The sequence below is a fragment of the Anoxybacillus eryuanensis genome (assembly GCF_051200995.1).
GTDB lineage: Bacteria > Bacillota > Bacilli > Bacillales > Anoxybacillaceae > Anoxybacillus > Anoxybacillus tengchongensis.
In genome coordinates this window covers 173,432-200,001 of sequence record NZ_JBPODS010000003.1, presented here as the reverse complement: position 1 = coordinate 200,001, position 26,570 = coordinate 173,432, and the positions used below count along the sequence as shown (strand labels likewise).

At 42.5% G+C, this 26,570-nt stretch carries 29 protein-coding genes; 27 read left to right on the top strand and 2 right to left on the bottom strand.

Annotation, left to right across the window (positions count from 1 at the left end; genetic code table 11):
• Nucleotides 1-14: 14 nt before the first annotated feature.
• The 22 genes from HNQ84_RS05620 to HNQ84_RS05515 all read left to right on the top strand — a co-directional run bounded on the left by HNQ84_RS05620 (nucleotide 15) and on the right by HNQ84_RS05515 (nucleotide 21,288).
• Nucleotides 15-824 carry a TetR/AcrR family transcriptional regulator gene (locus tag HNQ84_RS05620; protein ID WP_435621447.1) on the top strand — a complete coding sequence of 270 codons (810 nt, stop codon included), beginning with the start codon at nucleotides 15-17 and terminating at the stop codon, nucleotides 822-824.
• 11 nt (nucleotides 825-835) lie between these two features.
• Nucleotides 836-2,116, top strand: a complete 1,281-nt coding sequence (locus HNQ84_RS05615) for a replication-associated recombination protein A (RefSeq protein WP_435621446.1) — start codon at nucleotides 836-838, stop codon at nucleotides 2,114-2,116.
• 73 nt (nucleotides 2,117-2,189) lie between these two features.
• Nucleotides 2,190-2,606, top strand: coding sequence for a cysteine metabolism transcriptional regulator CymR (gene cymR / locus HNQ84_RS05610; protein WP_032100512.1), 417 nt, complete (start codon nucleotides 2,190-2,192; stop codon nucleotides 2,604-2,606).
• 15 nt (nucleotides 2,607-2,621) lie between these two features.
• The gene (locus HNQ84_RS05605; protein WP_435621445.1) at nucleotides 2,622-3,767 is read left to right on the top strand and encodes a cysteine desulfurase family protein; all 1,146 of its coding nucleotides are present in this window, start codon (nucleotides 2,622-2,624) and stop codon (nucleotides 3,765-3,767) included.
• Between the two features lie 14 nt (nucleotides 3,768-3,781).
• Nucleotides 3,782-4,879, top strand: coding sequence for a tRNA 2-thiouridine(34) synthase MnmA (gene mnmA, locus HNQ84_RS05600; RefSeq protein ID WP_435621444.1), 1,098 nt, complete (start codon nucleotides 3,782-3,784; stop codon nucleotides 4,877-4,879).
• A 63-nt stretch (nucleotides 4,880-4,942) separates the two neighbouring features.
• Complete coding sequence (locus HNQ84_RS05595; protein WP_435621443.1) at nucleotides 4,943-5,599, top strand: tetratricopeptide repeat protein; 657 nt, start codon at nucleotides 4,943-4,945, stop codon at nucleotides 5,597-5,599.
• An 11-nt stretch (nucleotides 5,600-5,610) separates the two neighbouring features.
• Nucleotides 5,611-7,965, top strand: coding sequence for an SF1B family DNA helicase RecD2 (gene recD2 / locus HNQ84_RS05590; protein WP_435621442.1), 2,355 nt, complete (start codon nucleotides 5,611-5,613; stop codon nucleotides 7,963-7,965).
• Nucleotides 7,966-8,066: 101 nt separating this feature from the next.
• Nucleotides 8,067-8,258, top strand: a complete 192-nt coding sequence (locus HNQ84_RS05585) for a YrzR-like zinc ribbon domain (RefSeq protein WP_032100167.1) — start codon at nucleotides 8,067-8,069, stop codon at nucleotides 8,256-8,258.
• Between the two features lie 10 nt (nucleotides 8,259-8,268).
• Nucleotides 8,269-8,409, top strand: coding sequence for a YrzQ family protein (locus HNQ84_RS05580; protein ID WP_080730253.1), 141 nt, complete (start codon nucleotides 8,269-8,271; stop codon nucleotides 8,407-8,409).
• An 89-nt stretch (nucleotides 8,410-8,498) separates the two neighbouring features.
• Entirely contained in the window at nucleotides 8,499-9,557 is a 1,059-nt protein-coding gene (locus HNQ84_RS05575; protein WP_435621441.1) for an AI-2E family transporter, read from the top strand.
• A gap of 309 nt (nucleotides 9,558-9,866) precedes the next feature.
• Nucleotides 9,867-12,500 carry an alanine--tRNA ligase gene (gene alaS, locus HNQ84_RS05570; RefSeq protein WP_435621440.1) on the top strand — a complete coding sequence of 878 codons (2,634 nt, stop codon included), beginning with the start codon at nucleotides 9,867-9,869 and terminating at the stop codon, nucleotides 12,498-12,500.
• Nucleotides 12,501-12,583: 83 nt separating this feature from the next.
• Nucleotides 12,584-12,850 (top strand): IreB family regulatory phosphoprotein, encoded by a 267-nt coding sequence (locus HNQ84_RS05565; protein ID WP_435621439.1) that lies wholly within the window; start codon nucleotides 12,584-12,586, stop codon nucleotides 12,848-12,850.
• Between the two features lie 4 nt (nucleotides 12,851-12,854).
• Nucleotides 12,855-13,277, top strand: a complete 423-nt coding sequence (ruvX, locus tag HNQ84_RS05560) for a Holliday junction resolvase RuvX (protein ID WP_435621438.1) — start codon at nucleotides 12,855-12,857, stop codon at nucleotides 13,275-13,277.
• Nucleotides 13,278-13,282: 5 nt separating this feature from the next.
• Nucleotides 13,283-13,576, top strand: a complete 294-nt coding sequence (locus tag HNQ84_RS05555) for a DUF1292 domain-containing protein (RefSeq protein ID WP_032100163.1) — start codon at nucleotides 13,283-13,285, stop codon at nucleotides 13,574-13,576.
• A gap of 86 nt (nucleotides 13,577-13,662) precedes the next feature.
• Nucleotides 13,663-14,745, top strand: coding sequence for an endolytic transglycosylase MltG (gene mltG / locus HNQ84_RS05550; RefSeq protein ID WP_435621437.1), 1,083 nt, complete (start codon nucleotides 13,663-13,665; stop codon nucleotides 14,743-14,745).
• Nucleotides 14,746-14,854: 109 nt separating this feature from the next.
• The gene (locus tag HNQ84_RS05545) at nucleotides 14,855-15,502 is read left to right on the top strand and encodes an O-methyltransferase (RefSeq protein WP_055441937.1); all 648 of its coding nucleotides are present in this window, start codon (nucleotides 14,855-14,857) and stop codon (nucleotides 15,500-15,502) included.
• A gap of 1 nt (nucleotide 15,503) precedes the next feature.
• Nucleotides 15,504-16,433, top strand: coding sequence for a peptidase U32 family protein (locus HNQ84_RS05540; protein WP_435621436.1), 930 nt, complete (start codon nucleotides 15,504-15,506; stop codon nucleotides 16,431-16,433).
• A 16-nt stretch (nucleotides 16,434-16,449) separates the two neighbouring features.
• Nucleotides 16,450-17,703 (top strand): peptidase U32 family protein, encoded by a 1,254-nt coding sequence (locus HNQ84_RS05535; RefSeq protein ID WP_435621435.1) that lies wholly within the window; start codon nucleotides 16,450-16,452, stop codon nucleotides 17,701-17,703.
• Between the two features lies 1 nt (nucleotide 17,704).
• On the top strand, nucleotides 17,705-18,340 hold the full coding sequence (gene udk / locus HNQ84_RS05530; RefSeq protein ID WP_183241097.1) for a uridine kinase: 636 nt from the start codon (nucleotides 17,705-17,707) through the stop codon (nucleotides 18,338-18,340).
• A 91-nt stretch (nucleotides 18,341-18,431) separates the two neighbouring features.
• Nucleotides 18,432-18,908, top strand: coding sequence for a transcription elongation factor GreA (greA, locus tag HNQ84_RS05525; protein ID WP_035019996.1), 477 nt, complete (start codon nucleotides 18,432-18,434; stop codon nucleotides 18,906-18,908).
• Nucleotides 18,909-18,955: 47 nt separating this feature from the next.
• Nucleotides 18,956-20,701, top strand: coding sequence for a peptidoglycan D,D-transpeptidase FtsI family protein (locus HNQ84_RS05520; protein ID WP_435621434.1), 1,746 nt, complete (start codon nucleotides 18,956-18,958; stop codon nucleotides 20,699-20,701).
• Nucleotides 20,698-21,288: a YrrS family protein gene (locus HNQ84_RS05515; protein ID WP_435621433.1), complete on the top strand. Its 591-nt coding sequence runs from the start codon at nucleotides 20,698-20,700 to the stop codon at nucleotides 21,286-21,288. Before HNQ84_RS05520 ends, HNQ84_RS05515 begins: the two co-directional genes overlap by 4 nt.
• 4 nt (nucleotides 21,289-21,292) lie before the next feature.
• On the opposite strand, the gene HNQ84_RS05510 is transcribed toward HNQ84_RS05515, so the two are convergent.
• Nucleotides 21,293-21,496 carry a DUF2536 family protein gene (locus tag HNQ84_RS05510; RefSeq protein WP_032100156.1) on the bottom strand — a complete coding sequence of 68 codons (204 nt, stop codon included), beginning with the start codon at nucleotides 21,494-21,496 and terminating at the stop codon, nucleotides 21,293-21,295.
• 136 nt (nucleotides 21,497-21,632) lie between these two features.
• On the opposite strand from HNQ84_RS05510, the gene HNQ84_RS05505 reads away from it, so the two are divergent.
• The 5 genes from HNQ84_RS05505 to HNQ84_RS05485 are packed head-to-tail and all read left to right on the top strand — an operon-like array spanning nucleotide 21,633 to nucleotide 25,385.
• Nucleotides 21,633-22,271, top strand: a complete 639-nt coding sequence (locus HNQ84_RS05505) for a class I SAM-dependent methyltransferase (protein ID WP_435621432.1) — start codon at nucleotides 21,633-21,635, stop codon at nucleotides 22,269-22,271.
• An 18-nt stretch (nucleotides 22,272-22,289) separates the two neighbouring features.
• Nucleotides 22,290-22,988: a 5'-methylthioadenosine/S-adenosylhomocysteine nucleosidase gene (gene mtnN, locus HNQ84_RS05500; protein ID WP_435621431.1), complete on the top strand. Its 699-nt coding sequence runs from the start codon at nucleotides 22,290-22,292 to the stop codon at nucleotides 22,986-22,988.
• Nucleotides 22,989-23,032: 44 nt separating this feature from the next.
• Complete coding sequence (locus HNQ84_RS05495; RefSeq protein WP_435621430.1) at nucleotides 23,033-23,956, top strand: PLP-dependent cysteine synthase family protein; 924 nt, start codon at nucleotides 23,033-23,035, stop codon at nucleotides 23,954-23,956.
• 1 nt (nucleotide 23,957) lies between these two features.
• Complete coding sequence (locus tag HNQ84_RS05490; RefSeq protein ID WP_435621429.1) at nucleotides 23,958-25,091, top strand: bifunctional cystathionine gamma-lyase/homocysteine desulfhydrase; 1,134 nt, start codon at nucleotides 23,958-23,960, stop codon at nucleotides 25,089-25,091.
• Nucleotides 25,092-25,151: 60 nt separating this feature from the next.
• Nucleotides 25,152-25,385, top strand: a complete 234-nt coding sequence (locus tag HNQ84_RS05485; RefSeq protein ID WP_435621428.1) for a YrhC family protein — start codon at nucleotides 25,152-25,154, stop codon at nucleotides 25,383-25,385.
• A 515-nt stretch (nucleotides 25,386-25,900) separates the two neighbouring features.
• On the opposite strand, the gene HNQ84_RS05480 is transcribed toward HNQ84_RS05485, so the two are convergent.
• Nucleotides 25,901-26,524, bottom strand: coding sequence for a thermonuclease family protein (locus tag HNQ84_RS05480; protein ID WP_435621427.1), 624 nt, complete (start codon nucleotides 26,522-26,524; stop codon nucleotides 25,901-25,903).
• Nucleotides 26,525-26,570: the final 46 nt, after the last annotated feature.

Sequence of the window (26,570 nt, the reverse complement as noted above, 5' to 3'; positions counted from 1 at the left end):
AAGGATGAGGTCGAGTGAGCAGAAAAGAGCAAATTATTGAAGTGGCGATGAAACTGTTTGCTGAAAAAGGATATCACGCCACAACGATGCAAGAAATTGCTGAGCATAGCCAGTTAGCAAAAGGATCGCTATACAATTACTTTAAGTCAAAAGAGGAAATTGTATTGTCAATTTTTCAATATCATTACGATCAGCTGTTTCAACAATTTGCACGTATCGCTTCTGATCGTTCGTTAACGGCACGTGAAAAATTTTTAAAGCAACTTTCTCTACAAATTGAAGCGTTTGAGCAACATAAAGAAATTGTGCAAATGCATATGGGCGATCATGCACAAAAAGTTAGCGAAGACGTTCATGCGCTCGTTTTACGTATTCGTTCCCATTTATTTGACTGGTACGTTCAATCACTCATAGATGTATACGGGGAGCGTATTCGTCCGTATGTACTTGATTGTGCTGTGATGTTAAATGGCATGTTAAAAGAATATTTATTTTTTGCCCTTTTTGAACAAAAGCCGTTTCCTTTTCAACGATTAGCCCCTTTTTTAATCGAGCGACTTGATACTCTTGTCGACAGTTTACAGCACGCCATACCGCTCCTTAGTCACGATGCTCAAGCGGAAAAAACACGTGCACTTGTGCTTATTGAGGAGATGATCGAAGAAGCAGGTGATCATGATATCGTGGAGCTACTAAAACAATTAAAAACAGAAGTAGAACGAGATGAACCGCGAAAAGCGATTATTGATGCGTTTCTTTTATATTTACAACATAGTAATATGTGCCAGTTTGTTCCTGCCTTACGTGCAGCGCTAGCATTGTGAGGTGAGAAAAAATGTTGTTTGCTCAAGAGCCGCTTGCTTATCGTATGCGTCCACGCACGATCGATGAAGTCATCGGACAAGACGATGTCATTGGTTCACATACAGCATTATATCGAATGATTAAAAATGGCTATGTGCCATCGTTGTTGCTTTACGGACCGCCTGGCGTTGGCAAAACATCGCTCGCTTATGCGATTGCTGGAACGATGCAACGTCCGTTTTATACGCTAAATGCGACAACGGCAGGAAAAAAAGAAATCGAAGAAATTGTGGCAGATGCTCGCTTTGAAGGTAACGTCATTTTATTTATTGATGAAATTCATCGTTTCACAAAAGCGCAGCAAGACTATTTATTGCCACATGTCGAAAACGGCTTGATTACGCTTATTGGAGCAACGACTGAAAATCCGTTTCATTCAATTAACCCTGCTATTCGAAGTCGTCTAGGGCAAATGAAACAATTGCAGCCATTGACAAAAGAGAAGACGATCGAGTTATTACGCCGCGCTTTAGCGGATCGCGAACGAGGATTAGGTCATTGGCACGTTGAAATTAGCGATGAGGCGCTGTCTATGATTGCAGAAGGGGCAAACGGTGATGCGCGCACAGCGTTAACGTTGTTGGAGGAAGTGGTATATGCAACGAAGCAAGACGATCAATGCGCCGTCGTAGATTTACATACCGTTTCGTTTTGTGTAGAAAAAAGGGCATTGACGTATGATAAACAAGGAGATACGTATTATTCTTTACTCTCCGCTTTTCAAAAAAGCATTCGTGGTAGCGATGTTGATGCTGCGCTTCATTATTTGGCACGACTGCTTGAAGGAGGAGATCTTACCGCTGTTTGTCGTCGTCTTGCGGTCATTGCTTATGAAGATATTGGGTTAGCGAATCCACTGATCGGAGTGAAAGTGATGAGTGCGATCGAAGCAGCCGAACGTCTCGGTATGCCAGAAGCGCGCATTCCACTTTCAGTCGTGACGATCGACATGTGTTTATCGCCGAAATCAAATAGCGCCTATAAGGCAATCGATCAAGCGCTAATGGATGTGCGGAGCGGCAAAGGCCAATCTATTCCGCTTCATTTACAAGATGCCCATTATAAAGGCGCCACACTTCTTGGTCGTGGAGTAGGATATAAATATCCGCACGATTATCCGTACAGTTGGGTGGCACAACAATACTTGCCTAATGACTTAATCGGAGTGCAATATTATCAACCGAAACAAAACGGAGAAGAAAAACAGCTCGCTCATGTGTACGAACGGCTAAACGAACGAAAAAAGCAGTAACGTTCCTTTGTTTCGCATTTTTATGTTATAATGGCTTGTGTTTCTTTTGACAGTTGATGAGGGGATGATTCGTTTGAAAATATCTACAAAAGGTCGATACGGTTTAACGATTATGATTGAGTTGGCTAAACGATATGGAGAGGGACCGATTTCATTAAAATCGATTGCTCAAATGAACAATTTATCCGAGCATTATTTAGAACAACTCATTTCCCCATTGCGAAATGCTGGTTTAGTAAAAAGTATTCGTGGAGCGTATGGCGGTTATATTTTAGCAGATGAACCGTCAAACATTACAGCAGGTGATGTCATTCGTGTGTTGGAAGGACCGTTGCAAGTCGTTGAAGAACTCGAAGATGAAGAACCAGCGAAGCGTGAACTATGGATGCGCATTCGCGATGCGGTAAAAGAAGTGTTAGATAGCACGACGCTAGAAGACTTAGCAAGCCATACAGACGACCATGGTGATGCATATATGTTTTACATTTAAGAAAGGAGAATGTATTTGGAGCGCATTTATTTAGATCACGCAGCAACGTCTCCTGTCCATCCGCAAGTCGTGGAAGCAATGATACCGTACATGACAACATATTTCGGCAACCCATCAAGCATTCATTCGTTCGGGCGTGAAAGTCGCCGAGCACTTGATGAGGCACGGGAGACGATTGCAAAAACGGTTGGAGCAAAAGCAAACGAAATCATTTTTACAAGCGGTGGGACAGAGGCGGATAATTTAGCGATCATTGGTGTGGCGATGGCGAATCGCGAAAAAGGACGACACATCATTACAACGTCTGTCGAACATCACGCCGTATTAAATACGTGCAAATTTTTACAAAAGCAAGGATTTGATGTGACGTATTTGCCTGTGGATGAGCATGGTATGATTTCAGTTGAACAAGTAAAAAGTGCTTTGCGCGATGATACAATTATTGTATCCATTATGTTTGGTAACAACGAAACAGGCGTATTGCAACCGATTCACGACATTGGCCAATTACTTCGCGACCATGATGCGTATTTTCATACAGATGCGGTACAAGCATATGGTCTCGTTCCGATTCATGTAGGTGAACTCGGCATTGATTTACTTTCCGTATCTAGCCATAAAGTGAACGGACCAAAAGGAGTAGGCTTTTTATACGTACGTGAAGGTGTTCGTCTTACACCACACATATACGGGGGAGAACAAGAACGAAAGCGACGTGCAGGGACAGAAAACGTACCAGGCATTGTCGGATTGCAAAAAGCAGCTGAACTCGCACAACAAACAATGGCTGAAAAAAGAACGTTGTATGAGCAATTTCAACGTACTATGCTTGCGACATTTGAACGAGAAGGCATTCATTACGCGGTCAACGGTCATGAAACAAATCGCTTGCCACATGTATTGAATGTTGTGTTTTTCGGAACAAATGTAGAAGCATTGCTTGTCAATTTAGATTTAGCAGGTATTGCTGCATCAAGCGGATCAGCATGTACGGCTGGCTCAATTGATCCGTCACATGTGTTAGTAGCGATGTACGGAAATGATTCCGAGCGTATTCGTTCTTCTGTCCGTTTTAGCTTTGGATATGGAAATACGTTGGAACAAATAGAACGTGCTGCGTATGATATTGCAAAAATTGTGAAGCGACTAACAAAAGCGTGAAAGGAGGGAAAACGATGGCAAGAGTAGTAGTAGGCATGTCCGGTGGAGTTGACTCATCGGTAGCAGCATTATTGTTAAAACAACAAGGATATGATGTCATCGGCATTTTTATGAAAAACTGGGACGATACCGATGAAAACGGGGTATGTACCGCAACAGAAGATTATGAAGATGTTGTGCGTGTGTGCAATCAGATTGGTATCCCGTATTATGCAGTTAATTTTGAGAAGCAATATTGGGAAAAAGTATTTACGTACTTTTTAGATGAATATAAAGCAGGGCGCACGCCGAATCCAGATGTGATGTGCAATAAAGAAATTAAATTTAAAGCGTTTTTAGAACATGCGATGGCGCTTGGTGCCGACTATTTAGCAACAGGCCATTATGCGCGCGTTGCGTATCGTGATGGAGAATATCAATTGTTGCGCGGATTAGATGCAAACAAAGATCAAACGTATTTTTTAAATCAGCTCGGGCAAGCACAATTATCAAAAGTGTTGTTTCCAATCGGCGAATTACAAAAGTCCAAAGTGCGCGAAATCGCAAAAGAAGCGGGGCTTGCGACAGCAGGAAAAAAAGATAGCACAGGCATTTGTTTCATCGGCGAACGCAATTTCAAACAGTTTCTAAGCAATTATTTACCTGCACAACCGGGCAAGATGCAAACGCTCGATGGACAAGTGAAAGGCACGCACGACGGATTAATGTATTATACGATCGGACAGCGCCACGGACTTGGTATCGGTGGTAGCGGAGAGCCTTGGTTTGTCGTCGGGAAAAATGTAAAAGATAACATTTTATACGTGGCGCAAGGGTTTGATAATGAACTGCTTTATTCTGATGCGATCATTGCGACGAATGTGAATTGGGTAAGCGGTCGAAAGCCGAGTGAACCGATGTCATGTACAGCGAAATTCCGTTATCGTCAGCCGGATGTGCCGGTAACAGTAGAAATGATTGATGAGACGACAGCGCGTGTGTCATTTGAGCAACGCGTGCGCGCAGTGACTCCAGGTCAAGCGGTCGTTTTCTACAACGGTGAACAATGTCTCGGTGGCGGAACGATCGATCAAGTCTTTCGCAACGGTGAAAGATTGACATACGTTGGCTAACCTTCAACTCAACAGACGAGTTGAAGGCTTTTTTGTTATAATATTGAATATGAGGTGATAGAGATGGATTACAATGCGCAAGGCATTCAATATATGCAGCAGGGAAAATATGAAGAAGCGGTTAAATGCTTTCACGAAGCAATTGAACGGCAACCGAACGATCCTGTTGGTTACATTAATTTCGGGAACGTATTAGCAGCTGTCGGAGAAGAAGAAAAAGCGATACGCTTTTTTCACAAAGCGCTTGAACTTGATGAAAAAGCTGCAACCGCATATTACGGGCTCGGATCGATGTATTACAATCGCCAACAGTTCGAACGTGCGAAAGAACAATTTGAACGAGCAATTCAAGCTGGATTAACGGACGGGGATGTGTTTTTTATGCTCGGCATGTCGCTCATGTATTTAGAGCAACCACGTTTAGCGATGCCGTATTTTCAGCGGGCAGTAGAATTAAACGAGCGCGATGTGGAAGCGACGTTTCAGCTCGGACTTTGCTTAGCTCAATTGCTGTTTGTCGATGAGGCGATGACGTATTTTGAACGGACGATTCATTTAAACGATCAACATGCGGATGCGTATTACAATTTAGGTGTCGCGTATGCATACAAAGACGATCCGAAAACGGCACATGCGATGTTTGAAAAGGCGCTTATCATTCAGCCGGATCATTTGTTAGCAGGTCATGGGAAAAAGCTAATGGAACAAGCATTACAGTAAAAAAGGGGGGGATGGCGTTGCAACAACAGTTAGATTTAGACGGACGATCGTTTATTAAAGGCGTCCATGTCGGTACAATCTTTCATAACGAAGACAATTTATATTCGGTCATTCGTGTGCGTGTGGAAGAAACAAATGAAGCGCATATCGAAAAAGATGTTGTTGTGACAGGCTATTTCCCTTTGCTCGGTGAGCATGATACATATACGTTTTTCGGCTCATTTAAAGAACATCCGCGCTTTGGGAAACAATATGTTGTCGATCATTTTCGAAAAGAGTTTCCTGAAACGAAAGAAGGAGTCATTCAATATTTATCGGGCGGCATGTTTAAAGGAATCGGTAAAAAAACAGCCACTGCGATCGTTGAAACGTTAGGAGAGCGAGCGATTTCAAAAATATTAGAAGATCCCGACGTGCTTGCCAACGTTCCGAAATTGACAAAAGCAAAAGCGAAACAGCTATATGAAACGTTGCGCGAACATGAAGGATTAGAACAAATTATGATCGCTTTATCGCAATTTGGCTTCGGACCACAATTATCGATGAAAATTTATCAAGTGTACAAAGATGAAACGTTACAAATCATTCGCACAAATCCGTATCAACTTGTGGAAGATGTTGAAGGAATCGGATTTGGACGTGCCGATGATCTCGGCTTGCAGCTCGGCATTTCCGGGAATCATCCGGATCGCATTCGGGCTGGTTGTTTATACGTCATTGAACAACATTGCATGCAAGAAGGACATGTGTATATGACGTATGAACAGCTGCTTACAGAGGTAAAACAACTGTTAGAAGCAAAACGTCCAGAACTTGTTGATGTCGCTTGCATTTCTCGTGAAATGGTTCATTTATCTGAAGAAGGGAAATTAATCGTTGAAGAAGATCGTTTTTATATCCCTTCGTTATATTTCGCCGAAAAGGGTATTGTATCAAACGTCAAGCGACTATTGCAACAATCCGATATATCAACATTTTCTGAAGCGGAATTTTTACTTGCGCTTGGTGAATGGGAAGAAGAAGCAAATATCCAATATTCGCAAAAACAAAAAGAGGCGATTCAACAAGCACTTTGTTCCCCGTTGTTCATTTTAACGGGCGGACCGGGCACAGGAAAAACGACGGTCATTAACGGCATTGTTCATTTGTTTGCGAAATTGCATGGACTATCGCTTGACCCGACGAGTTATGATACGGAAGAGCCATTTCCTATTTTGCTTGCTGCTCCAACAGGACGTGCAGCGAAGCGCATGACGGAATCGACAGGCTTGCCTGCGATGACGATTCACCGTTTGCTCGGTTGGAGTGGTGATGGATTTCAGCGCGGAGAAGATGAGCCGATTTGCGGAAAGCTGTTAATCGTTGATGAAATGTCTATGGTTGATACGTGGCTAGCGAATCAGTTGTTAAAATCTGTTCCATCATCGATGCAAGTTATTTTCGTTGGCGATGAGGATCAACTGCCGTCTGTCGGACCAGGACAAGTGTTAAAAGATTTGCTTCGCGCAAATGTCGTTCCGACCGTTCGACTAACAGACATTTATCGTCAAGCGGAAGGTTCGTCGATCATTTCGCTTGCTCATGCGATTAAAGATGGAAACATTCCTCAAGATTTGACGATTCCGCAAAAAGATCGTTCGTTTATTCGTTGCACGAGTGGACAAGTCGTTGACGTTGTAAAAAAAGTAGCTGAAAGTGCAAAACAAAAAGGATATCGGGCGAAAGACGTTCAAGTGCTCGCTCCGATGTATCGCGGTCATGCGGGAATTGATCGACTGAATGAAACGTTGCAACAATTATTTAATCCAAAACACGACAATAAAAGAGAGATTACTTTTAGTGATGTCGTTTATCGTGTAGGGGATAAAGTGTTGCAACTTGTCAATCAGCCAGATGAAAACGTCTTTAATGGAGACATCGGTGAGATCGTTGCTATTTTTTATGCAAATGAAAATGTCGAAAAACAAGATCTCGTTGTCGTTTCGTTTGATGGAAATGAAGTGACGTATCCGAAACAAGAATTGCACCAAATTACGCACGCGTATTGTTGTTCGATTCATAAATCGCAAGGAAGTGAATTTCCAATCGTTATTTTGCCTGTTGTGAAAAGTTATTATCGTATGCTGCGACGCAATTTACTATACACAGCCATTACGCGCAGTAAGCAGTACTTAATTTTATGCGGTGAAGAAGAAGCGTTCCAACTTGGGGTGATGCGAACAGATGACGGGACGAGGCAAACAACGCTATACGAAAAATTAACAGCTACCATTTCTCCTGAACAACAACTGCTCCCAATGGAAGATGCAAACATCGGAATGGAAGGTGTTACCCCGTATGACTTCATGGAAAATGACGTAACATAACAATGGACACACATATCGGTACGCTTCTTTTGCAATGATGTATGTTTGCGTAAAAAAATGACAAAGATAGAAGAAAAAAATAAAAAGGAGCGTGCCTTTTTATGTTAAAGTGTCCGAACTGTCAAAGTAAAGATTTAGGGAAAATCGGCGTCAATCAGTATTATTGTTGGAATTGCTTTATTGAGCTAACCGTTCAAAAAGGAATGATTTATACGCATCAAGTCGAAGAAGACGGAACGCTTAGCTCCCTTGACGATTTATTTAGCGAACATGAACGAACTTTGTTTTCGTAATGAAAGGAGAATGACGATGAATCGAACAATCGCTTCTTTAATTGCGATCGGTGCTGGAGTGGCAGCATACCAATTAGCGCAACGAAACGGTGGCATGAACATGCGCAACATGCGAAAAGTCGGCAAACAAATGTTACGTCCATTTATGTAACGAAAAACGGCAATCTCATTTGAGGTTGCCGTTTTTCGTATAACATCTTCTATTTGTCCTCACACTATAGAAGTAAAGGAGGGATCAGTTTGGAACATCCACATCTTCATTTTTTCGTTCGCTTAATGAAAATGTTATTAGTTTTAATTTTTATTTACTTCGTTGTGAAACTCAAATCCGTATGGTTGCCATTTTTACATATGTTTATTAAAGTTATAACCCCTTTTCTTATCGCTGCGTTCATTACATACTTATTGCATCCTGTCGTAGAGTATGTTCATCAACGTGGGATGCCGAGAGCGCTCGCTATTCTTTCTATTTATGCGTTATTTTTTGGAGGAATCGGTTTTGCGGTTTATAAAGGCACGCCATTATTTATTGCCCAGCTTGAAGATTTAAATAAAAGTTTACCGATATTTGTCCGCACGTATGAACAATGGACGAATTATATTCATGAAGAAACGGCCACATGGCCTTACGATGTTCATAAACGAATTGAAGCGATGATTACAGAAGCAGAAACGTTTATTAGCGGGGCGGTTACGGGAACAATTATCGGGTTAAAACAGCTAATTAATCGAGTCATCGTCTTTTTTATTATTCCGTTTATCGCATTTTACATGTTAAAAGATGTGGAGCTTATAAAAAAAGCGGCATGGGAATGGACGCCGAAAAAGTGGCGCAATAAAGGTATGCAATTTTTACGTGATGTCGATCAAACGCTCGGTGGATATATTCGTGGACAACTGCTCGTCTGTTTATTGATCGGAACAGCTGCTACGCTTTCGTTTTGGCTCATTGATATGAAATATCCTCTTTTGCTTGGCATCATCGTTGGGGTCACAAATGTGATCCCGTATTTCGGACCAATTATCGGCGCCATTCCAGCAGCGATTATTTCTGCAACCATATCGGTAAACAAATTACTGCTTACTGTAGGCATCGTCTTTTTATTGCAGTTTATTGAAGGAAACATTTTATCTCCACTTATTGTAGGGAAAAGCTTACATTTACATCCGCTGATCATTATGTTTTCCCTATTTGTTGGCGGGGAAATCGGTGGTATCATCGGTTTAATTGTTGCTGTTCCGATCGTTGCGATTGGTAAGGCGACATTTGTGCATATTCGTTCATTGAAAACAAATTGACAAAAAAAAGGGGCTTGTCTATAATTTTCACAAGAGTAATACATACAAAAACGATGACGGATCGAGTATGTTACAGTCCATCTTAAAGCGCATGTTGGCGCACAGAGAGGAATTTCCGCGGCTGAAAGAAATTCCAGATGAAGGGTAACAGAACGCTAATCCTGAGTGCAGGCAAACCCTGCCGACGAAGCCACGTTACGGCGGTTGAGGTGATGGACGTTTGTCCATAAACAGGGTGGTACCGCGAGCAAGCTCTCGTCCCTGAGCAGGGATGGGAGTTTTTTATATTTTATAAGGGAGGAAGGAAACGTGAAAAAGCTAACATCTGCTCAAGTTCGTCAAATGTTTTTAGACTTTTTCAAAGAAAAAGGTCACGCCGTTGAGCCGAGCGCATCGCTCATTCCAATTGATGATCCATCGTTGTTATGGATTAATAGCGGTGTGGCCACATTAAAAAAATATTTCGATGGTCGCGTCATTCCAGACAATCCACGCATTTGTAATGCACAAAAATCGATTCGCACAAACGATATTGAAAATGTCGGAAAAACAGCACGCCATCATACGTTTTTTGAAATGCTCGGAAACTTTTCGATTGGCGACTATTTTAAGCGGGAAGCGATTCATTGGGCATGGGAGTTTTTAACGAGCGAAAAATGGATCGGCTTTGATCCGAATCGTCTTTCTGTCACGATCCATCCAGAAGATGAAGAAGCGTTTGACATTTGGCATAACGAAATTGGTCTGCCGGAAGAATGCATTATTCGGTTGGAAGGGAATTTCTGGGATATCGGGGAAGGTCCAAGTGGACCAAATACAGAAATTTTCTATGATCGCGGTGAACAATTTGGCAACGACCCGAACGATCCGGAATTATATCCGGGGGGGGAAAACGAGCGCTATTTAGAAGTGTGGAACCTCGTCTTTTCGCAATTTAACCATAATCCTGACGGTACGTATACGCCGCTTCCGAAGAAAAACATTGATACAGGCATGGGATTAGAGCGGATGTGCTCAATTTTACAAGACGTTCCGACAAACTTTGATACCGATTTATTTATGCCAATCATCCGCGCAACCGAACAAATTTCAGGTGAAACATATCGTACAAATGCTGAAAAAGACGTGGCATTTAAAGTCATCGCAGACCATATTCGTACTGTAACATTTGCGATTGGCGACGGCGCGCTGCCATCAAACGAAGGACGCGGTTACGTGTTGCGCCGCTTATTGCGTCGTGCCGTTCGCTATGCGAAACAATTAAACATTCAACGTCCATTTATGTATGAGCTCGTTCCGGTTGTCGGTGAAATTATGGTCGACTATTATCCGGAAGTGAAAGAAAAAGCAGCGTTTATTCAAAAGGTTATTAAAAATGAAGAAGAGCGCTTCCACGAAACGTTAAACGAAGGACTTGCCATTTTAGCAAGCGTCATTGAAAAAGAAAAACAACGTGGTAGCGATACGATTAGCGGTGAAGATGTATTCCGCTTGTACGATACATACGGCTTCCCTGTTGAATTAACGGAAGAGTATGCGGCAGAAGAAGGAATGAAAGTCGACCATGATGGTTTTGAGCGTGAAATGGAGCGCCAACGTGAACGAGCGCGTGCTGCACGTCAAGATGTCGATTCGATGCAAGTACAAGGTGGCGTATTAGGCGACATTAAAGTAGAAAGTATGTTTGTCGGCTACGATCAACTTTCTGTTTCGTCTGTTGTCGAAGTGATCGTGAAAGACGGTCAACTTGTGAACGAAGTAAGCGAAGGACAAGAAGCGCAAATTATTTTACGTGAAACGCCGTTTTATGCAGAAAGCGGTGGACAAATTGCGGACCGTGGCTGGATTGAAGGAGAAACAGGAAAAGCGTACGTAAAAGACGTACAAAAAGCACCAAACGGTCAACATTTGCATCATATCGTCGTCGAACATGGGGTCATTCAAACAAACGGCACATATACAGCACGTGTCGATGAGGCAGCGCGCGTTGATATCGTGAAAAACCATACAGCGACACACTTGTTGCATCAAGCGTTAAAAGATGTGCTTGGTGTACATGTCAACCAAGCCGGTTCGCTTGTTGCGCCTGATCGTTTACGTTTTGACTTTACGCACTTCGGTCAAGTAAAACAAGAAGAGCTTGAACAAATTGAAGCGATTGTCAATGAGCAAATTTGGCGCAATCTCCCTGTTGCGATCGACTATAAACCACTTGACGAAGCGAAAGCAATGGGGGCGATGGCGCTGTTTGGTGAAAAATATGGCGACATCGTGCGCGTTGTACAAGTAGGTGATTATAGTTTAGAACTTTGCGGTGGCTGCCATGTGAAAAATACAGCCGAAATCGGTTTATTTAAAATCGTTTCTGAATCGGGCATTGGGGCAGGTACACGACGTATTGAAGCGGTCACAGGAAAAGCGGCGTATCGTTTAATGAACGATCAAATTGCATTATTAAAAGAAGCAGCGGAAAAATTAAAAGCAAATCCGAAAGATGTATTAACGCGCATTGATACGCTCATGAACGATATGCGCGAATTGCAGCGCGAAAACGAATCGCTTTCTGCACGTTTAAGCCACATGGAAGCAGAAAACTTAGCGAACGAAGCAAAAGAAGTGAACGGCGTTCAACTTGTTGCAAGCAAAGTCCATAACGCAGATATGAACAGCTTGCGTGCAATGGTTGACGATTTAAAACAAAAATTAGGATCCGCAATCATTGTGCTTGCTTCTGTACAACAAAATAAAGTAAACTTAATTGCTGGTGTAACAAACGATTTAATCGACCGTGGCTATCACGCAGGGAAACTCATTAAAGAAGTAGCGACGCGTTGCGGCGGTGGTGGCGGTGGCCGTGCAGATCTAGCACAAGCAGGCGGAAAAGATGCGAATAAAGTAGACGAAGCGCTTAAATTTGTCGAACAGTGGGTAAAATCTGTTTAATAAACGGTGGAAATCGTGTACAATGGATGTAAGGATGGATATGCCAGATTTCGTGGAACGTGAGAGTGGGGTGCAAAAGAACGGTGGGTTCGTTTGATAATACAATGCAATTTAACTTTCCGGAAGAACCGATGGATGTCGATGTTCGGGAAGTGTTGCTTACCGTATACGACGCATTGCAGGAAAAAGGGTATAACCCGATTAACCAAATTGTCGGCTACTTATTGTCTGGTGATCCAGCTTACATCCCTCGCCATAAAGATGCCAGAAACTTAATTCGCAAAGTCGATCGCGACGAATTAATTGAAGAATTAGTGAAATTCTATTTACGAACACATCGTGAGGAATAGACACATGCGTATTTTAGGATTAGACTTTGGAACAAAAACGCTCGGTGTTGCCGTGAGCGACGAGCTAGGGTGGACGGCTCAAGGCATCGAGACGATTCGCATCGACGAAGAACACGGAGAGTACGGCTTTGAACGTTTGCGGCAATTGATTGAGCAATATGCGGTTGAAGAAATCGTGATCGGGTTTCCGAAAAATATGAACGGCACGATCGGACCGCGTGGCGAGGCGACAAAACGCTTTGCCGAGCAAGTGAAACAAACGTTTTCACTTCCTGTCGTACTGTGGGACGAAAGATTGTCCACGATGGCGGCAGAGCGCATGTTAGTCGCTGCGGACGTTAGTCGAAAAAAACGAAAACAAGTGATCGACAAAATGGCCGCAGTGATGATTTTACAATCGTATTTGGACTATAAACAATTGAGGTGAACATGATGGAACACGGTGAAAAACACATTACAGTCGTTGATGAAGACGGCAATGAGCAACTTTGCGAAGTATTATTTACATTCGAATCTGAAGAATTTGGAAAATCTTACGTTCTGTACTATCCAATTGGTGCAGAAGAAGATGACAACGAAGAAATTGAAATTCATGCATCTTCTTTTATTCCAGGAGAAGATGGGCAAGCAGGAGAATTGCAGCCGATCGAAACAGAGGAAGAATGGGATATGATCGAAGAAATGTTAAACACATTTCTCGGTGAAGAGGAAGAAGGAGAAGAATAAGAGGCTGGCTATACGTCAGCTTCTTTTTTTATTTATGTCATGTCATTATTTGTAGTATAATGTCAAAAGTGAGGGGAGGATGACGCATGTTACAAGAACACGAAGCGAAAACGGTACGGAAAATTGTCTTGTATATTACCACGCCTTTGTTATTAGTGATGATTGCTGCATGCATTGGCTTGTTTGTATATATTCGTTCTGCCTTGCAGCCGGTTGATCCAAACGATAAAACACCAATTCAAGTAGAAATTCCAATCGGTTCATCGGTATATACGATTGCGAATGCATTAGAAAAAAACGGTTTGATTAAAAATGCGAACATTTTTCGCTATTATGTGAAATTTAAAAACCACGCTGACTTTCAAGCGGGCAATTATACATTTACAAAAGCCATGACGTTAGCGCAAATTGTAGACAAGCTAAAAACAGGAAAAGTCGTCAAAGAAGCGAAATTAAAAATTACGATTCCAGAAGGAAAACAGCTGACGCAAATTGCAACGATCATTTCGCAAAAAACAGGCTATTCATCAGAAGACATTATGGCGAAATTAACTAATCGTGTCTATATTGATGAACTAATAAAAAAATATCCCTCCGTTTTAACAACGGATATTTTAAATAAAAACATTCGCTATGCGCTTGAAGGATATTTATTCCCAGCGACATATTCCTTTACAGAAGAAAAACCTGCGCTCGAAGAAATCATTGAAACGATGATTGCCAAAACGGAAGAAGTGTTGGCGCAATATACAGAAGATATGGAAGCGCGCGGCATGACGGTTCATCAATTGTTAACGATGGCATCACTCATTGAAGAAGAGGCAACAGAAAAAGCAGATCGTGAAAAAATTGCAAGCGTGTTTTACAATCGATTAGAAAAAGGTATGCCGCTCCAAACCGATCCAACGGTTTTATATGCGCTCGGCAAGCATAAGCAACGTGTATATTACAAAGACTTAGAAGTAAACTCACCGTACAATACGTATATACACAAAGGACTTCCACCGGGACCGATTGCGAATGCAGGAGAAATGTCCCTTCACGCAGCTCTTCATCCAGCGGAGACAGATTATTTTTACTTTTTAGCTACACCAGCAGGAGAAGTGATTTTTACAAAAACACTTGACGAACATAATCGGGAAAAGGCAAAATATATCGGAAAGCAATAAAACGTTCGCATTTTGTTTTGATTTATGGTAGTATATATAAAGTTATGGATCGTGACGAAACAAGAGTTCAACTCGTTTGAACTCTTGTTTTTGCGAGGAGGACGGTTCGTTGGTAAATCAGGAAATCATTCAATATATGGAATCATTGCTTCCTAAAAAAGAGGAAGCAATTGTAGCGATGGAACAATATGCGCGTGAACACGGCGTTCCGATTATGGATGCGCTGAGCATCGAAACGATGTTGCATATATTAAAACTCATCCAACCGAAGCGCATTTTAGAAATTGGCACTGCGATTGGCTACTCTGCTATTCGGATGGCAAAAGCGTTGCCGAATGCGAAAATTGTTACGATCGAACGAGATGAAGAGCGCTACAAACAAGCGCTCGGTTATGTTGCGCAAACGAATACGGATGGGCAAATGACGCTATTGTTTGGCGATGCGCTTGACATGAGCGATGAAGTAAAAAAACATGCTCCGTTTGACGTCTTGTTTATTGACGCGGCAAAAGGACAATATCGCCGCTTTTTTGAGTTGTACGAGCCACTTTTAAGCGAACAAGGAATCATTATAACAGATAACGTATTGTTTAAAGGACTTGTCGCCACAAATGAACCAATTGAACAAAAACGGATGCGCCAGCTCGTAAAAAAAATTCAAGCATATAACGAATGGTTGATGGCGCATCCGCACTATGAAACGATCATCATTCCGATCGGTGACGGAATGGCGATATCGAGAAAACGAGGTGAGTAAAATGAAAAAACCAGAATTGCTTGTTACGCCAACGAGCGTTGCTCATATCGAACAACTTGCTCAAGCGGGAGCGAATGCCGTCATCATTGGTGAACAACGGTACGGTTTGCGTTTAGCAGGCGAGTTTTCACGTCAAGACGTGGCAGATGCGATGCATGTGGCACGCAAGCACGGTGTGCGCGTGTATGTTGCGATGAATGCGTTGTTTCATAACGATAAAGTCGATGAACTGAGTGATTATGTTCGCTTTTTAGCAGAACAACAAGTGGATGCCATCGTATTTGGCGACCCAGCGGTGTTAATGACGGTGCGAGAAGTGGCACCGCATATGAAGCTTCATTGGAATACAGAAACGACAGCAACAAACTGGTATGCGTGCAACTATTGGGGACGAAAAGGAGCGAAACGTGCTGTTCTTGCCCGAGAATTAAATATGGAAGAAATTATTGATATTAAACACCATGCGGAAGTGGAAATTGAAGTGCAAGTGCATGGGATGACGTGCATGTTTCAATCGAAACGTTCTCTCATCGGCAACTATTTTGGATATCAAGGAAAGTTTATGGAAGTACAACAAATGAAGTATGCGAAAGGGCTCTTTTTATACGATAAAGAACGCGACAATAAATATCCGATTTTCGAAGATGAAAACGGTACGCACATTATGAGCCCAAATGATATTTGTATTATTGACGAGCTAGGGGACATGATTGACGCAGAAATCGATAGCTTTAAAATTGACGGTGTGCTTCATGAGCCAGAGTATATTACAGAGGTAACGAAACTATATCGACGAGCCATCGATTTGTGCGCAGAAAACCGCGAACAATACGAAGAAGAAAAAGGTGAACTGCTTGCGCGCATTGAGGCGATTCAACCGAAGCATCGTCCATTAGACACCGGCTTTTTCTTTAAAGAAACGGTATATTGAAAAAGGAGGGAGACATATGAGCATATCACAAATCATTGACGGCAAGCGTGTCATTGTGAAAAAACCAGAGCTACTTGCCCCAGCTGGCAACTTAGAAAAGCTAAAAGTGGCGGTTCATTATGGGGCAGACGCTGTGTTTATCGGTGGACAAGAATACGGTCTCCGCTCAAATGCCGACAACTTTACGCTTGAAGAAATGGCAGAAGGTGTGCAATTTGCGAAACAATATGGGGCGAAAATTTACGTGACGACGAACATTTACGCCCATAACGAAAACATTCCTGGCCTTGAAGATTATTTGCGCGGTTTAGAGCGCGTTGGTGTGCACGGCATTATCGTTGCTGACCCGCTTATTATTGAAACCGCGCGTCGCGTTGCACCGAAACTTGAAGTGCATTTAAGTACCCAACAGTCGCTTACGAACTGGAAAGCGGTACAATTTTGGAAAGAAGAAGGACTTGAGCGCGTCGTTTTAGCCCGTGAAACTAGCGCAGAAGAAATTCGTGAAATAAAAGAAAAAGTCGATATTGAAATTGAAACGTTTATTCACGGTGCGATGTGTATTGCGTATTCCGGTCGATGTGTATTAAGCAATCATATGACTGCGCGTGATTCTAACCGTGGTGGCTGTTGTCAATCGTGTCGCTGGGATTACGATTTGTACAAGCTTGAAGGAGATCAAGCGCTGGCGTTATTTGACGAAACGGACGATCCGTTTGCGATGAGCCCGAAAGATTTAAACTTAATTCAATCCATTCCAAAAATGATTGAACTCGGTATTGATAGTTTAAAAATCGAAGGCCGTATGAAGTCGATTCACTATGTGGCAACGGTCGTTAGTGTTTATCGCAAAGTCATTGATGCTTATTGCGCAGACCCCGACAATTTCGTCATTCGAAAAGAGTGGCTAGATGAGCTCGATAAATGCGCTAATCGTGACACCGCACCAGCCTTTTTTGAAGGTGTTCCAGGCTATAAAGAGCAAATGTTTGGTGTTCATAGCAAAAAAACAACGTACGATTTCGTCGGTCTTGTGCTTGATTATGACAAACAAACAGGCATCGTGACGTTGCAACAGCGCAACTTCTTCAAACCAGGCGATGAAGTTGAATTTTTCGGACCTGAAATTGAAAACTTTACACAAGTTATTGAAAAAATTTGGGATGAAGAAGGGAACGAGCTTGATGCTGCCCGTCATCCGCTCCAAATTGTTCGTTTTAAAGTCGATCGAGAAGTTTTCCCATACAACATGATGAGAAAGGGGCACTAACATGAGGAAGAAACCGGTTGTCATCGGAGTTGCAGGAGGCTCCGGTTCGGGGAAAACGACCGTTACAAAAGCGATTTATGAACATTTTCAAGGACATTCTATTTTAATGCTTGAACAAGATTTTTATTATAAAGATCAGAGTCATTTACCGTTTGAAGAACGATTAAAAACAAACTACGATCATCCGCTCGCTTTTGACAATGACTTGCTTATTGAACATATTAATAAACTGTTGAATTACGAACCAATTGATAAGCCTGTATACGATTATACGCTTCATACGCGCTCAAACGAAGTTATTCGCGTTGAACCGAAAGACGTGATCATTTTAGAAGGCATTCTTGTATTAGAAGATGAACGATTGCGCAACTTAATGGATATTAAAGTGTACGTTGATACGGATGCCGACATTCGCATCATCCGTCGTTTACTGCGCGACATTAAAGAACGTGGACGCACGCTTGAGTCGGTCATCGAGCAATATGTAAATGTCGTGCGTCCGATGCACAATCAATTTATTGAACCGACGAAACGATATGCCGACATCATCATCCCAGAAGGCGGCCATAATCACGTTGCCATCGACTTAATGGTTACAAAAATTCAAACGATTCTTGAACAAAATTCTATTTTGTAATACCATAGCATAGATAATATGTAAACTTTTTGTCTTTGTACGAACGAGCCGTTCGTACATTTTCCATACATAAATAAAAGGAGTGAATGACATGTCAATGGAAAAAGAATACCCAATGACGAAAGCTGGGAAGGAGAAACTCGAGCAAGAACTTGAATATTTAAAAACAGTGAAGCGAAAAGAAGTCGTAGAGCGCATTCAAATTGCGCGCAGCTTCGGGGACTTATCTGAAAACTCCGAGTACGATGCGGCAAAAGATGAGCAAGCGTTCGTTGAATCGCGCATTCAAATGCTTGAAAATATGATTCGCAATGCGAAAATTATTGAAGAAGATTTAGAAAGTACAGACATCGTATCGCTTGGAAGAACAGTGACATTTGTCGAACTTCCAGATGGGGAAGAAGAGTCGTATACGATCGTCGGTAGTGCAGAAGCGGACCCGTTTGAAGGAAAAATTTCAAACGACTCTCCAATTGCTAAATCGCTTATCGGTCGCCGTGTTGGTGAAGAAGTGACAGTTCACACGCCTGGCGGAGACATGGTTGTAAAAATCATCGCAGTGAAATAGGTTTTAAAATACGACACCTCGTCGACAATGAAGACGAGGTGTTTTTTATGGTAAAAAAACGGATGGTCATCATATTAACAATCATTCAACTAGCCATATTCAGTTTGATCGGTCGGCTCGTTCAACTACAACTTGTAAGCACCGAGTCGTTTCATGGGATTAATTTAATTGAAGCGAGCGTCGCCCAACGAACGGAACAGCTCATTATCGATGATGGGCGCGGGATGTTCGTTGATCGCTATGGTCAGCCGCTTACATACGAGTACATTCCAACGCTCGTCCTATTTCCGTTTTTAAGAAAAATGGACTGGCCAATCGATCAAATTGCTGCGATCGTTTCCATGCCAAAAGAGATGATCAAACGACAGCTTGAAGAGGCGAAAGGTCCAATCATTTTGCATAACGGACAACGGCCCATTCAGCTTCAATCGTGGCAAATGGAACGTATTAATGAGTTGCATATTCCCGGTGTCATCGCTGTTCATAAACAATATGAACTAAAGGAAAAATACGCCCAACATGTGATCGGTTTACTTGGTGAAAATGAGAAGTTGCTCAAGGAACGATACGGGGATAGAAAGTTATCAGCAAAAAAAATAGGTGTATCAGGTTTACAAAGTTCGTTTGACGAGTTTTTAATTCCTGATGGGGAAACGAAGCTACTGTATCACGTAGATGCTCGCGGTGAACCGCTATTTGGCATGGATGTAAAATATACAGAGCAAGCAAATCCATTTTATCCGATTACCGTACAAACAACCATTGACCGTACCATGCAACAACGTGTCGAACAAATCATTGCCCAACATGGGATGGAAAAAGGAGCTGTCGTTTTGCTCGATGTCGAAACAAACGACGTTGTTGCGCTGGCAAGCGCCCCAGCGATTGATGAACGAAATCCGTATAAAGACGGAGCGGCACAAAACAGAGCGCTCCTTCCTCAAGTGCCGGGTTCTGTGTTTAAGGTGGTCGTTGCAGCAGCAGCACTTGAAAACGGGCTTATTCACGGACAAACGTTTAACTGTGACCGGAAAATTAACGGTGAGCCGGAAGAAAAAAAGAAAGGCATGCGGTCATTTGAAGAGAGTTTTGCAATCAGTTGTAATCGAACGTTTGGAGAGTTAGGAAAACAGCTTCTTGCGATGGACAAAAATATGTTTGATATATATGCTCAAAAGCTCGGTTTGTTTCCGCGCGTTGGTTGGGAAGGGAATGTATATCATTTCGAATCGTTTCGTCCACTTCGCGAAGAGAAAGAAGGGAAAATTTGGACGGATGAACGAGATAAACACGTTCCGCTTGCTGTTGCCCAAACGGCGATCGGTCAAAAAGATGTCCGTGTTTCACCGCTTGCGGTAGCGAATATGATGGCAACCATTGCTCGCGGCGGTGAGGCAAAACAAGTGCGTATCGCTCGGAAAATGATGTATAAAAATGGTACAACGTTTTTCACTTTTGACGAAAAGCGATTAACAACCGACTCCTTGCGCCAAGAGACGATCGACAAACTACAAGAGCTGTTACAACTTGTTGTGATGCATCCAGAAGGTACAGGTCGTGCATTTCAATCATTGCCTTATGCCGTAGCAGGAAAGTCAGGAACAGCAGAAACGGGGAAAGAAAAACTCGTAAACAAATGGTTCGCAGGTTATTTTCCAGCTGACCGTCCAAAATATGCGCTCGTTGTGGTACAATTAGAAACAGCATCAGCTGCCTCTGTCACGAACGCCATTTTTGCCGATATCGTTCGTGCCACATATGAGTTGGAACAGAAAGGAATGAACGAAGAGTGAGCAGCCGTTTTGCGAAACGTTCAAAACAAAGAAAAGTAAATCGTATATTGAATACGTTGATTGCGATTGTATTTGCGCTTATTTTATTTTTCGGCTGGAAATGGTTGTTTGCTAACGAACGTTCAGTAAAAGAAACAAACACATCTCCGCAACCAGTTGAAGTCGAAACAAACGAATCAGAAGCGAATGAACAACCGTCAGAACAACCATCAGAACAACAAGAAAACAATGAGAAAGTAGAAGAAACGGTTGTCGATGACCCAAATTCCAATGTCATTCGTGAAATTGTTAACCCATCATGGCAACCGATCGGTACAACGCAATCGGAACCGCATGTAACAACGTACGATAAAAACTCGGTTGACTGGAAAGAAATGATTGATGCGATTAGCTATGCGACAGGCATTTCTTCTTCTGATTTAATCGTTTGGTTTATTGGAAATGGCGGAAGTCCGAATCATGCTGTTGCTACGGTCTCCAAAAAAGATAAAACGGAACATTATAAAGTGTTTATCGAATGGGTGACAAATGAAGGGTGGAAGCCAACAAAAGTGCAACAATTAAAAGAAATAGAGCGCCGTCCGTGACGCTCTATTTTTTTGCTTTAAAATGCACCATCGCACTATAAAGACGTTGTCCGTTTTCTAACAGTTGCATGTGATACGAAACATGATGTACTTCAAGCATAATCGCTTTGTTATGTTCAATTTGCTCATTAATTTTTTTCTCTAACGTCGCTAAGTCCGTCGCTTCGAAAAATTCCACTTTATCTTGAATGAGATCAAACGTAATCATCGTCTTCCTCCTTTCTACACGTAGTTTAACATATTTCCATTGAACATCTAAAAAAAATGTGGTAGATTGAGAACAGCAGTACATTAAATTCATACTATACTTATAGGAATTATTATATTTTATGGAGTGTGACATCATGGGACGTGAATTTTTAGACATCTTTGAGAATTGGGCACAGTCGTACGATTCGTCTGTATACGGGCACGATGAACAATACCGTGACGTATTTGACGGATATGAGACGATTTTAAATACAGTCGTTGAAAAAAGCGGCAACGTCGTTTTAGAGTTTGGCGTTGGAACAGGAAATTTAACAAAAAAATTGATCGAAGCGAAAAAAACGGTATATGGCGTTGAACCGTCCGCACCGATGCGTGAGCTCGCCAAAGAAAAACTCGGTGATGTGACGATTGAAGACGGAGACTTTTTACAGTTTCCCTTGCCAAATGAACCGGTCGATACGATCGTGAGCACATATGCATTTCACCATTTAACAGATAAGGAAAAAGAAGAAGCGATCGGCAAATATAGCGCACTTCTTCGGAAAGGTGGTAAAATAGTGTTTGCTGATACAGCGTTCATTGATCGCGAAGCGTATGAGGCGATGATTGCAGAAGCAAAACAAAAAGGATTTGTTGACTTAGCAGAGGACTTACAGCGCGAATATTACACGACAATTCCTATTCTTGAGCGCGCGTTTACAACAAACGGTTTTACCGTCACCTTTACGCCGATGAATCGTTTCGTCTGGTTGATGGAAGCTGTCAAACAATAAGTGAAAGAGGTTGAAACGATGAAAATAGCAATCATTGGAGCAATGGAAGAAGAAGTGGCGATTTTGCGCGAAAAAATAGCCAATCGAACAGAAACGACAGTAGCGAATTGCGCGTTTTACAGCGGTACGTTAGACGGGGCAAACGTCGTTTTATTAAAATCAGGCATCGGGAAAGTGAATGCGGCGATGTCGACAACGATTTTATTAGAACGTTTTGCGCCAGATGTTGTAATTAATACAGGCTCTGCTGGCGGTTTTGCCCCATCATTAAACGTCGGAGATATCGTCATTTCGACCGAAGTTGTTCATCATGATGTCGACGTCACCGCATTCGGCTACGCTTACGGTCAAGTGCCAGGCATGCCAGCGCGATATGTTGCTGATGAGCGATTAGTGCAAGCAGCTGAAACGAGCGCAGCGCACATTCGCGACATTCAAGTGGCGAAAGGATTAATTGCGACAGGCGATTCATTTATGCACGATCCAGCGCGCGTCGATTTTGTACGCACGCAATTTCCAGACTTATATGCCGTCGAAATGGAAGCGGCTGCGATTGCGCAAGTATGCCACCAATTTGGCGTCCCGTTTGTCGTCATTCGCGCGTTATCAGACATCGCTGGCAAAGAGTCAAACATATCGTTTGAACAATTTTTACAAAAAGCAGCCCTTCATTCATCTGAACTTGTTCAATTAATGGTGAATGAATTAAACAAATAGGAGAGCCCCCCTCTCCTTCTTTTCATCTTTTAGGAGGTTACAGCATGAAAGTAGCGAAAAGCGTGCATGAATTAATTGGACGTACCCCAATGGTTGAAATTACACAATTTCCGCTTCCAAAAGGGGTGCGCATATTTGCGAAATTAGAATATTTGAATCCGGGCGGAAGCGTGAAAGATCGTCTCGGACAAGAATTGTTAAACGATGCGCTAGCGACAGGAAAGTTAAAAGAAGGCGGAACAATTATTGAGCCAACGGCAGGCAATACAGGAATCGGTCTTGCGCTTGCTGCGATCGGGAAAAACATTCGCGTCATTTTTTGCGTGCCAGAAAAATTTAGCATCGAAAAGCAACAACTGATGCGCGCACTTGGCGCAACCATCATCCATACACCAACGAACGAAGGAATGGCAGGGGCGATTCGGAAAGCGAAAGAGCTCGCCGCTGAAATTCCAAACTCCTATTGTCCGCAACAGTTTGAAAATCCAGCGAACCCACGCACGTACTATAAAACGCTCGGTCCAGAAATTTGGGAGCAACTAGACGGACAAATTGACATTTTCGTTGCTGGTGCTGGATCAGGTGGCACATTTATGGGAACGGCGAAATTTTTAAAAGAAAAAAATGAGCGGATAAAAACGGTCATCGTTGAACCAGAAGGGTCGATTTTAAACGGTGGAGCATCGGGTCCACATCGCACCGAAGGCATCGGCATGGAATTTTTGCCACCATATATGGATACGAGCTATTTTGATGCCATCCATACGATTTTAGATGACGATGCGTTTCGTCGCGTCAAGGAGCTTGCGCAAAAAGAGGGACTGCTTGTCGGTAGCTCGTCTGGTGCTGCGTTTCATGCCGCTTTATTAGAAGCGGAACAGGCGGAAGAAGGAACGAACATCGTCGTCGTTTTTCCAGATAGCAGCGAACGATATTTAAGTAAACATATTTATGAAGGCGGGATGTAATGTGAGAAGAAAAACGAAATTGATTCATGGCGGCATTGCCGGAGATGTGCATACAGGGGCTGTCTCTGTTCCCATTTATCAAGTGAGCACGTATAAACAAGAAGCGGTCGGCGTGCATAAAGGATATGAATATTCACGCACAGGCAACCCGACCCGCCATGCTTTAGAGGAACTTATTAAAGATGTGGAAGAAGGATATGCTGGCTTTGCGTTTAGCTCAGGCATGGCAGCCATTACTGCCGTCATGATGTTGTTCAATAGCGGCGATCACGTCATTTTAACTGACGACGTATATGGTGGCACGTATCGCGTCATGACGAAAGTATTAAACCGCTTGGGCATTGCATCAACGTTTGTCGATACGAGTGACTTAGCGAACATTGAGGCGCACATTCAACCAAACACGAAAGCCATTTATATCGAAACACCGACAAATCCGCTTTTAAAAATTACAGACGTACAAGGGGCATCAGCGATTGCGAAACGTCATGGATTGTTAACGATTGTCGATAACACGTTTAGCACACCATATTGGCAAACACCAATTGCGCTTGGCGCAGACATCGTCATTCATAGCGCGACAAAATATTTAGGTGGCCATAGCGATGTTGTCGCTGGGCTTGTCGTCGTCAATAACGAGCAACTCTCAAAAGATATTCATTTTATTCAAAACTCGACAGGCGGCATTCTCGGTCCGCAAGATTCGTGGTTATTGATGCGCGGCATAAAAACGCTCGGCATCCGCATGGAAGAGCATGAACAAAATACGCGCAAAATCGTTGAATTTTTAACGAATCATCCAGCTGTTACGCGCGTGTATTACCCTGGGCTTCCGTCACATCCAAACCATGATGTAGCGAAAAAACAAATGCGCGGCTTTGGCGGCATGGTGTCATTTGACGTTGGCAGCGCTGAAAAAGCGGAACAAGTATTAACGCGCGTTCGCTATTTTACGCTAGCGGAAAGTTTAGGAGCGGTAGAAAGTTTAATTTCACTCCCAGCAAAAATGACGCACGCCTCTATTCCGAAAGAGCGCCGCAATGAACTAGGCATTACCGACGGCCTCATTCGCATTTCCGTCGGGTTAGAAGATGCCGACGATTTAATGGAAGACTTAGCACAAGCTTTGGCATAAATTACATCGTCCCCTTTTTTCTTTTCTATGATACATTGAAAGAAGGAAAGGGGGACGGTTATGTTGGATGAACAAAAGCGACATTGGTTAGGAAAAGCGCGTGACTATAAAGCATACAGTCTCGTTTTATTTGCGCTTAGTGCGTTTTTATATGTCGGAACATGGATTCCAAACGCCATCGACGAAGCAAAGCGACCACTTGTGCTCGGAGCGGTGTTTATTCTCATGCTCGCCTCTATTTTTTTCTCCCACCGCTCAAACGTATACGTACGTAAAGTTGAAGAGGATATATAATTTACTTTACCCCATTTTCGAATGAAACAAAAACGTGTAAAATAAAAGAAAATGGGCAAAGGGGGAATGTATGATGATGTGGATGATTACAGGCCTAGTCATTACAGCCGTCATCGGTTTTGTTATTATCGCGGAAGTGAATGCCGAAGCATAAACAGTCTCTAAACAGGAGACTGTTTTTAATACAATTCACTTGTGATAAACTTCACGACTGTCGTCGACCTCCAATCTTGCAAAAACCCCGGGGGATCGACGACAGTTTGTATTTTGCCACTCTTTCAGTTGTATCAACGGATATAGACTATTGACTGAATTTTCAAATTTATGTATAATGATGTTGTATAGCTTTTCCATGTGTTGATATATCAACACTTTTTGGGGTTTGTATCGTACCTATGAGGAATTGAAATATCAATAAAAAAATGTTAGCCAAAAAACATTTTGATAGTTTTTATCGTACCTATAAGGATTAAAAAGCTGTTCCGAAGTGTTGTTCGGAACAGCTTTTATGTTGTTTATACGTTCCAGAGACCTTTCTTTTGTTGGCGTGCTTTTCGTTCAGCCTCAAGAAAGCGTTGTTGATATTTGACATTGGGTTGAATTGTCATCACGCGTGCGTATCCGTCTTTGACGAGCGTTTCGTTGTAAAGCTCTTTTCCAACCCAAACGTACGCTAGGAATCGACCGTATTTATCTTTTACCCCGACATCAAATTCGAGTGTGACAGTCTTGTTAGTTAATCGTTTTTTCGTATAGTTAGACGCTTCTTTCCCATATTTCTCGACTGGTTTTTGAGGATGGACGGTTTCTGGTGTATTAACGCCAATGAAACGAACACGCGATGTTGCACCGTTAGAGAAGCGTACATCGATCGTGTCGCCATCTACTACACGAATGACTTTTACGATATGTTTTGAATTTACACGAATAGCAGGAACACCCGTGGCTTTACTTTTTTGGCGAATAATGTTGCCGTTTTTATCATGATAATGATACTCTCCAGTTTTGAGCCCCCATTTTTCACAATTTGTTCGACAAGTATGCCCGCCGTTTGCATCTGTTTTTCCTGGATGGGCGTATGCAGAAGAAGTAAATAAAAAAATGAAAGCAATGAGAAAAGAAAATATAGCTCTAAACAAAATGACTTCCTCCTTCGTCCTCTATATTTTTTGCTCCCGTTCCTAT

What these genes read in the sequence shown, in the direction of transcription:
- HNQ84_RS05510 (WP_032100156.1), bottom strand. Translation starts at nt 21,496, where the DNA reads ATGATTACGTTTGATCTCATTCAAGATAAAGTGGAATTTTTCGAAGCG.
- HNQ84_RS05555 (WP_032100163.1), top strand. Translation starts at nt 13,283, where the DNA reads ATGGAACACGGTGAAAAACACATTACAGTCGTTGATGAAGACGGCAAT.
- HNQ84_RS05595 (WP_435621443.1), top strand. Translation starts at nt 4,943, where the DNA reads ATGGATTACAATGCGCAAGGCATTCAATATATGCAGCAGGGAAAATAT.
- HNQ84_RS05520 (WP_435621434.1), top strand. Translation starts at nt 18,956, where the DNA reads ATGGTAAAAAAACGGATGGTCATCATATTAACAATCATTCAACTAGCC.
- HNQ84_RS05615 (WP_435621446.1), top strand. Translation starts at nt 836, where the DNA reads ATGTTGTTTGCTCAAGAGCCGCTTGCTTATCGTATGCGTCCACGCACG.
- HNQ84_RS05495 (WP_435621430.1), top strand. Translation starts at nt 23,033, where the DNA reads ATGAAAGTAGCGAAAAGCGTGCATGAATTAATTGGACGTACCCCAATG.
- recD2 (WP_435621442.1), top strand. Translation starts at nt 5,611, where the DNA reads ATGGCGTTGCAACAACAGTTAGATTTAGACGGACGATCGTTTATTAAA.
- HNQ84_RS05485 (WP_435621428.1), top strand. Translation starts at nt 25,152, where the DNA reads ATGTTGGATGAACAAAAGCGACATTGGTTAGGAAAAGCGCGTGACTAT.
- mtnN (WP_435621431.1), top strand. Translation starts at nt 22,290, where the DNA reads ATGAAAATAGCAATCATTGGAGCAATGGAAGAAGAAGTGGCGATTTTG.
- ruvX (WP_435621438.1), top strand. Translation starts at nt 12,855, where the DNA reads ATGCGTATTTTAGGATTAGACTTTGGAACAAAAACGCTCGGTGTTGCC.
- HNQ84_RS05585 (WP_032100167.1), top strand. Translation starts at nt 8,067, where the DNA reads ATGTTAAAGTGTCCGAACTGTCAAAGTAAAGATTTAGGGAAAATCGGC.
- udk (WP_183241097.1), top strand. Translation starts at nt 17,705, where the DNA reads ATGAGGAAGAAACCGGTTGTCATCGGAGTTGCAGGAGGCTCCGGTTCG.
- greA (WP_035019996.1), top strand. Translation starts at nt 18,432, where the DNA reads ATGTCAATGGAAAAAGAATACCCAATGACGAAAGCTGGGAAGGAGAAA.
- HNQ84_RS05580 (WP_080730253.1), top strand. Translation starts at nt 8,269, where the DNA reads ATGACGATGAATCGAACAATCGCTTCTTTAATTGCGATCGGTGCTGGA.
- HNQ84_RS05540 (WP_435621436.1), top strand. Translation starts at nt 15,504, where the DNA reads ATGAAAAAACCAGAATTGCTTGTTACGCCAACGAGCGTTGCTCATATC.
- mltG (WP_435621437.1), top strand. Translation starts at nt 13,663, where the DNA reads ATGTTACAAGAACACGAAGCGAAAACGGTACGGAAAATTGTCTTGTAT.
- HNQ84_RS05505 (WP_435621432.1), top strand. Translation starts at nt 21,633, where the DNA reads ATGGGACGTGAATTTTTAGACATCTTTGAGAATTGGGCACAGTCGTAC.
- HNQ84_RS05535 (WP_435621435.1), top strand. Translation starts at nt 16,450, where the DNA reads ATGAGCATATCACAAATCATTGACGGCAAGCGTGTCATTGTGAAAAAA.
- mnmA (WP_435621444.1), top strand. Translation starts at nt 3,782, where the DNA reads ATGGCAAGAGTAGTAGTAGGCATGTCCGGTGGAGTTGACTCATCGGTA.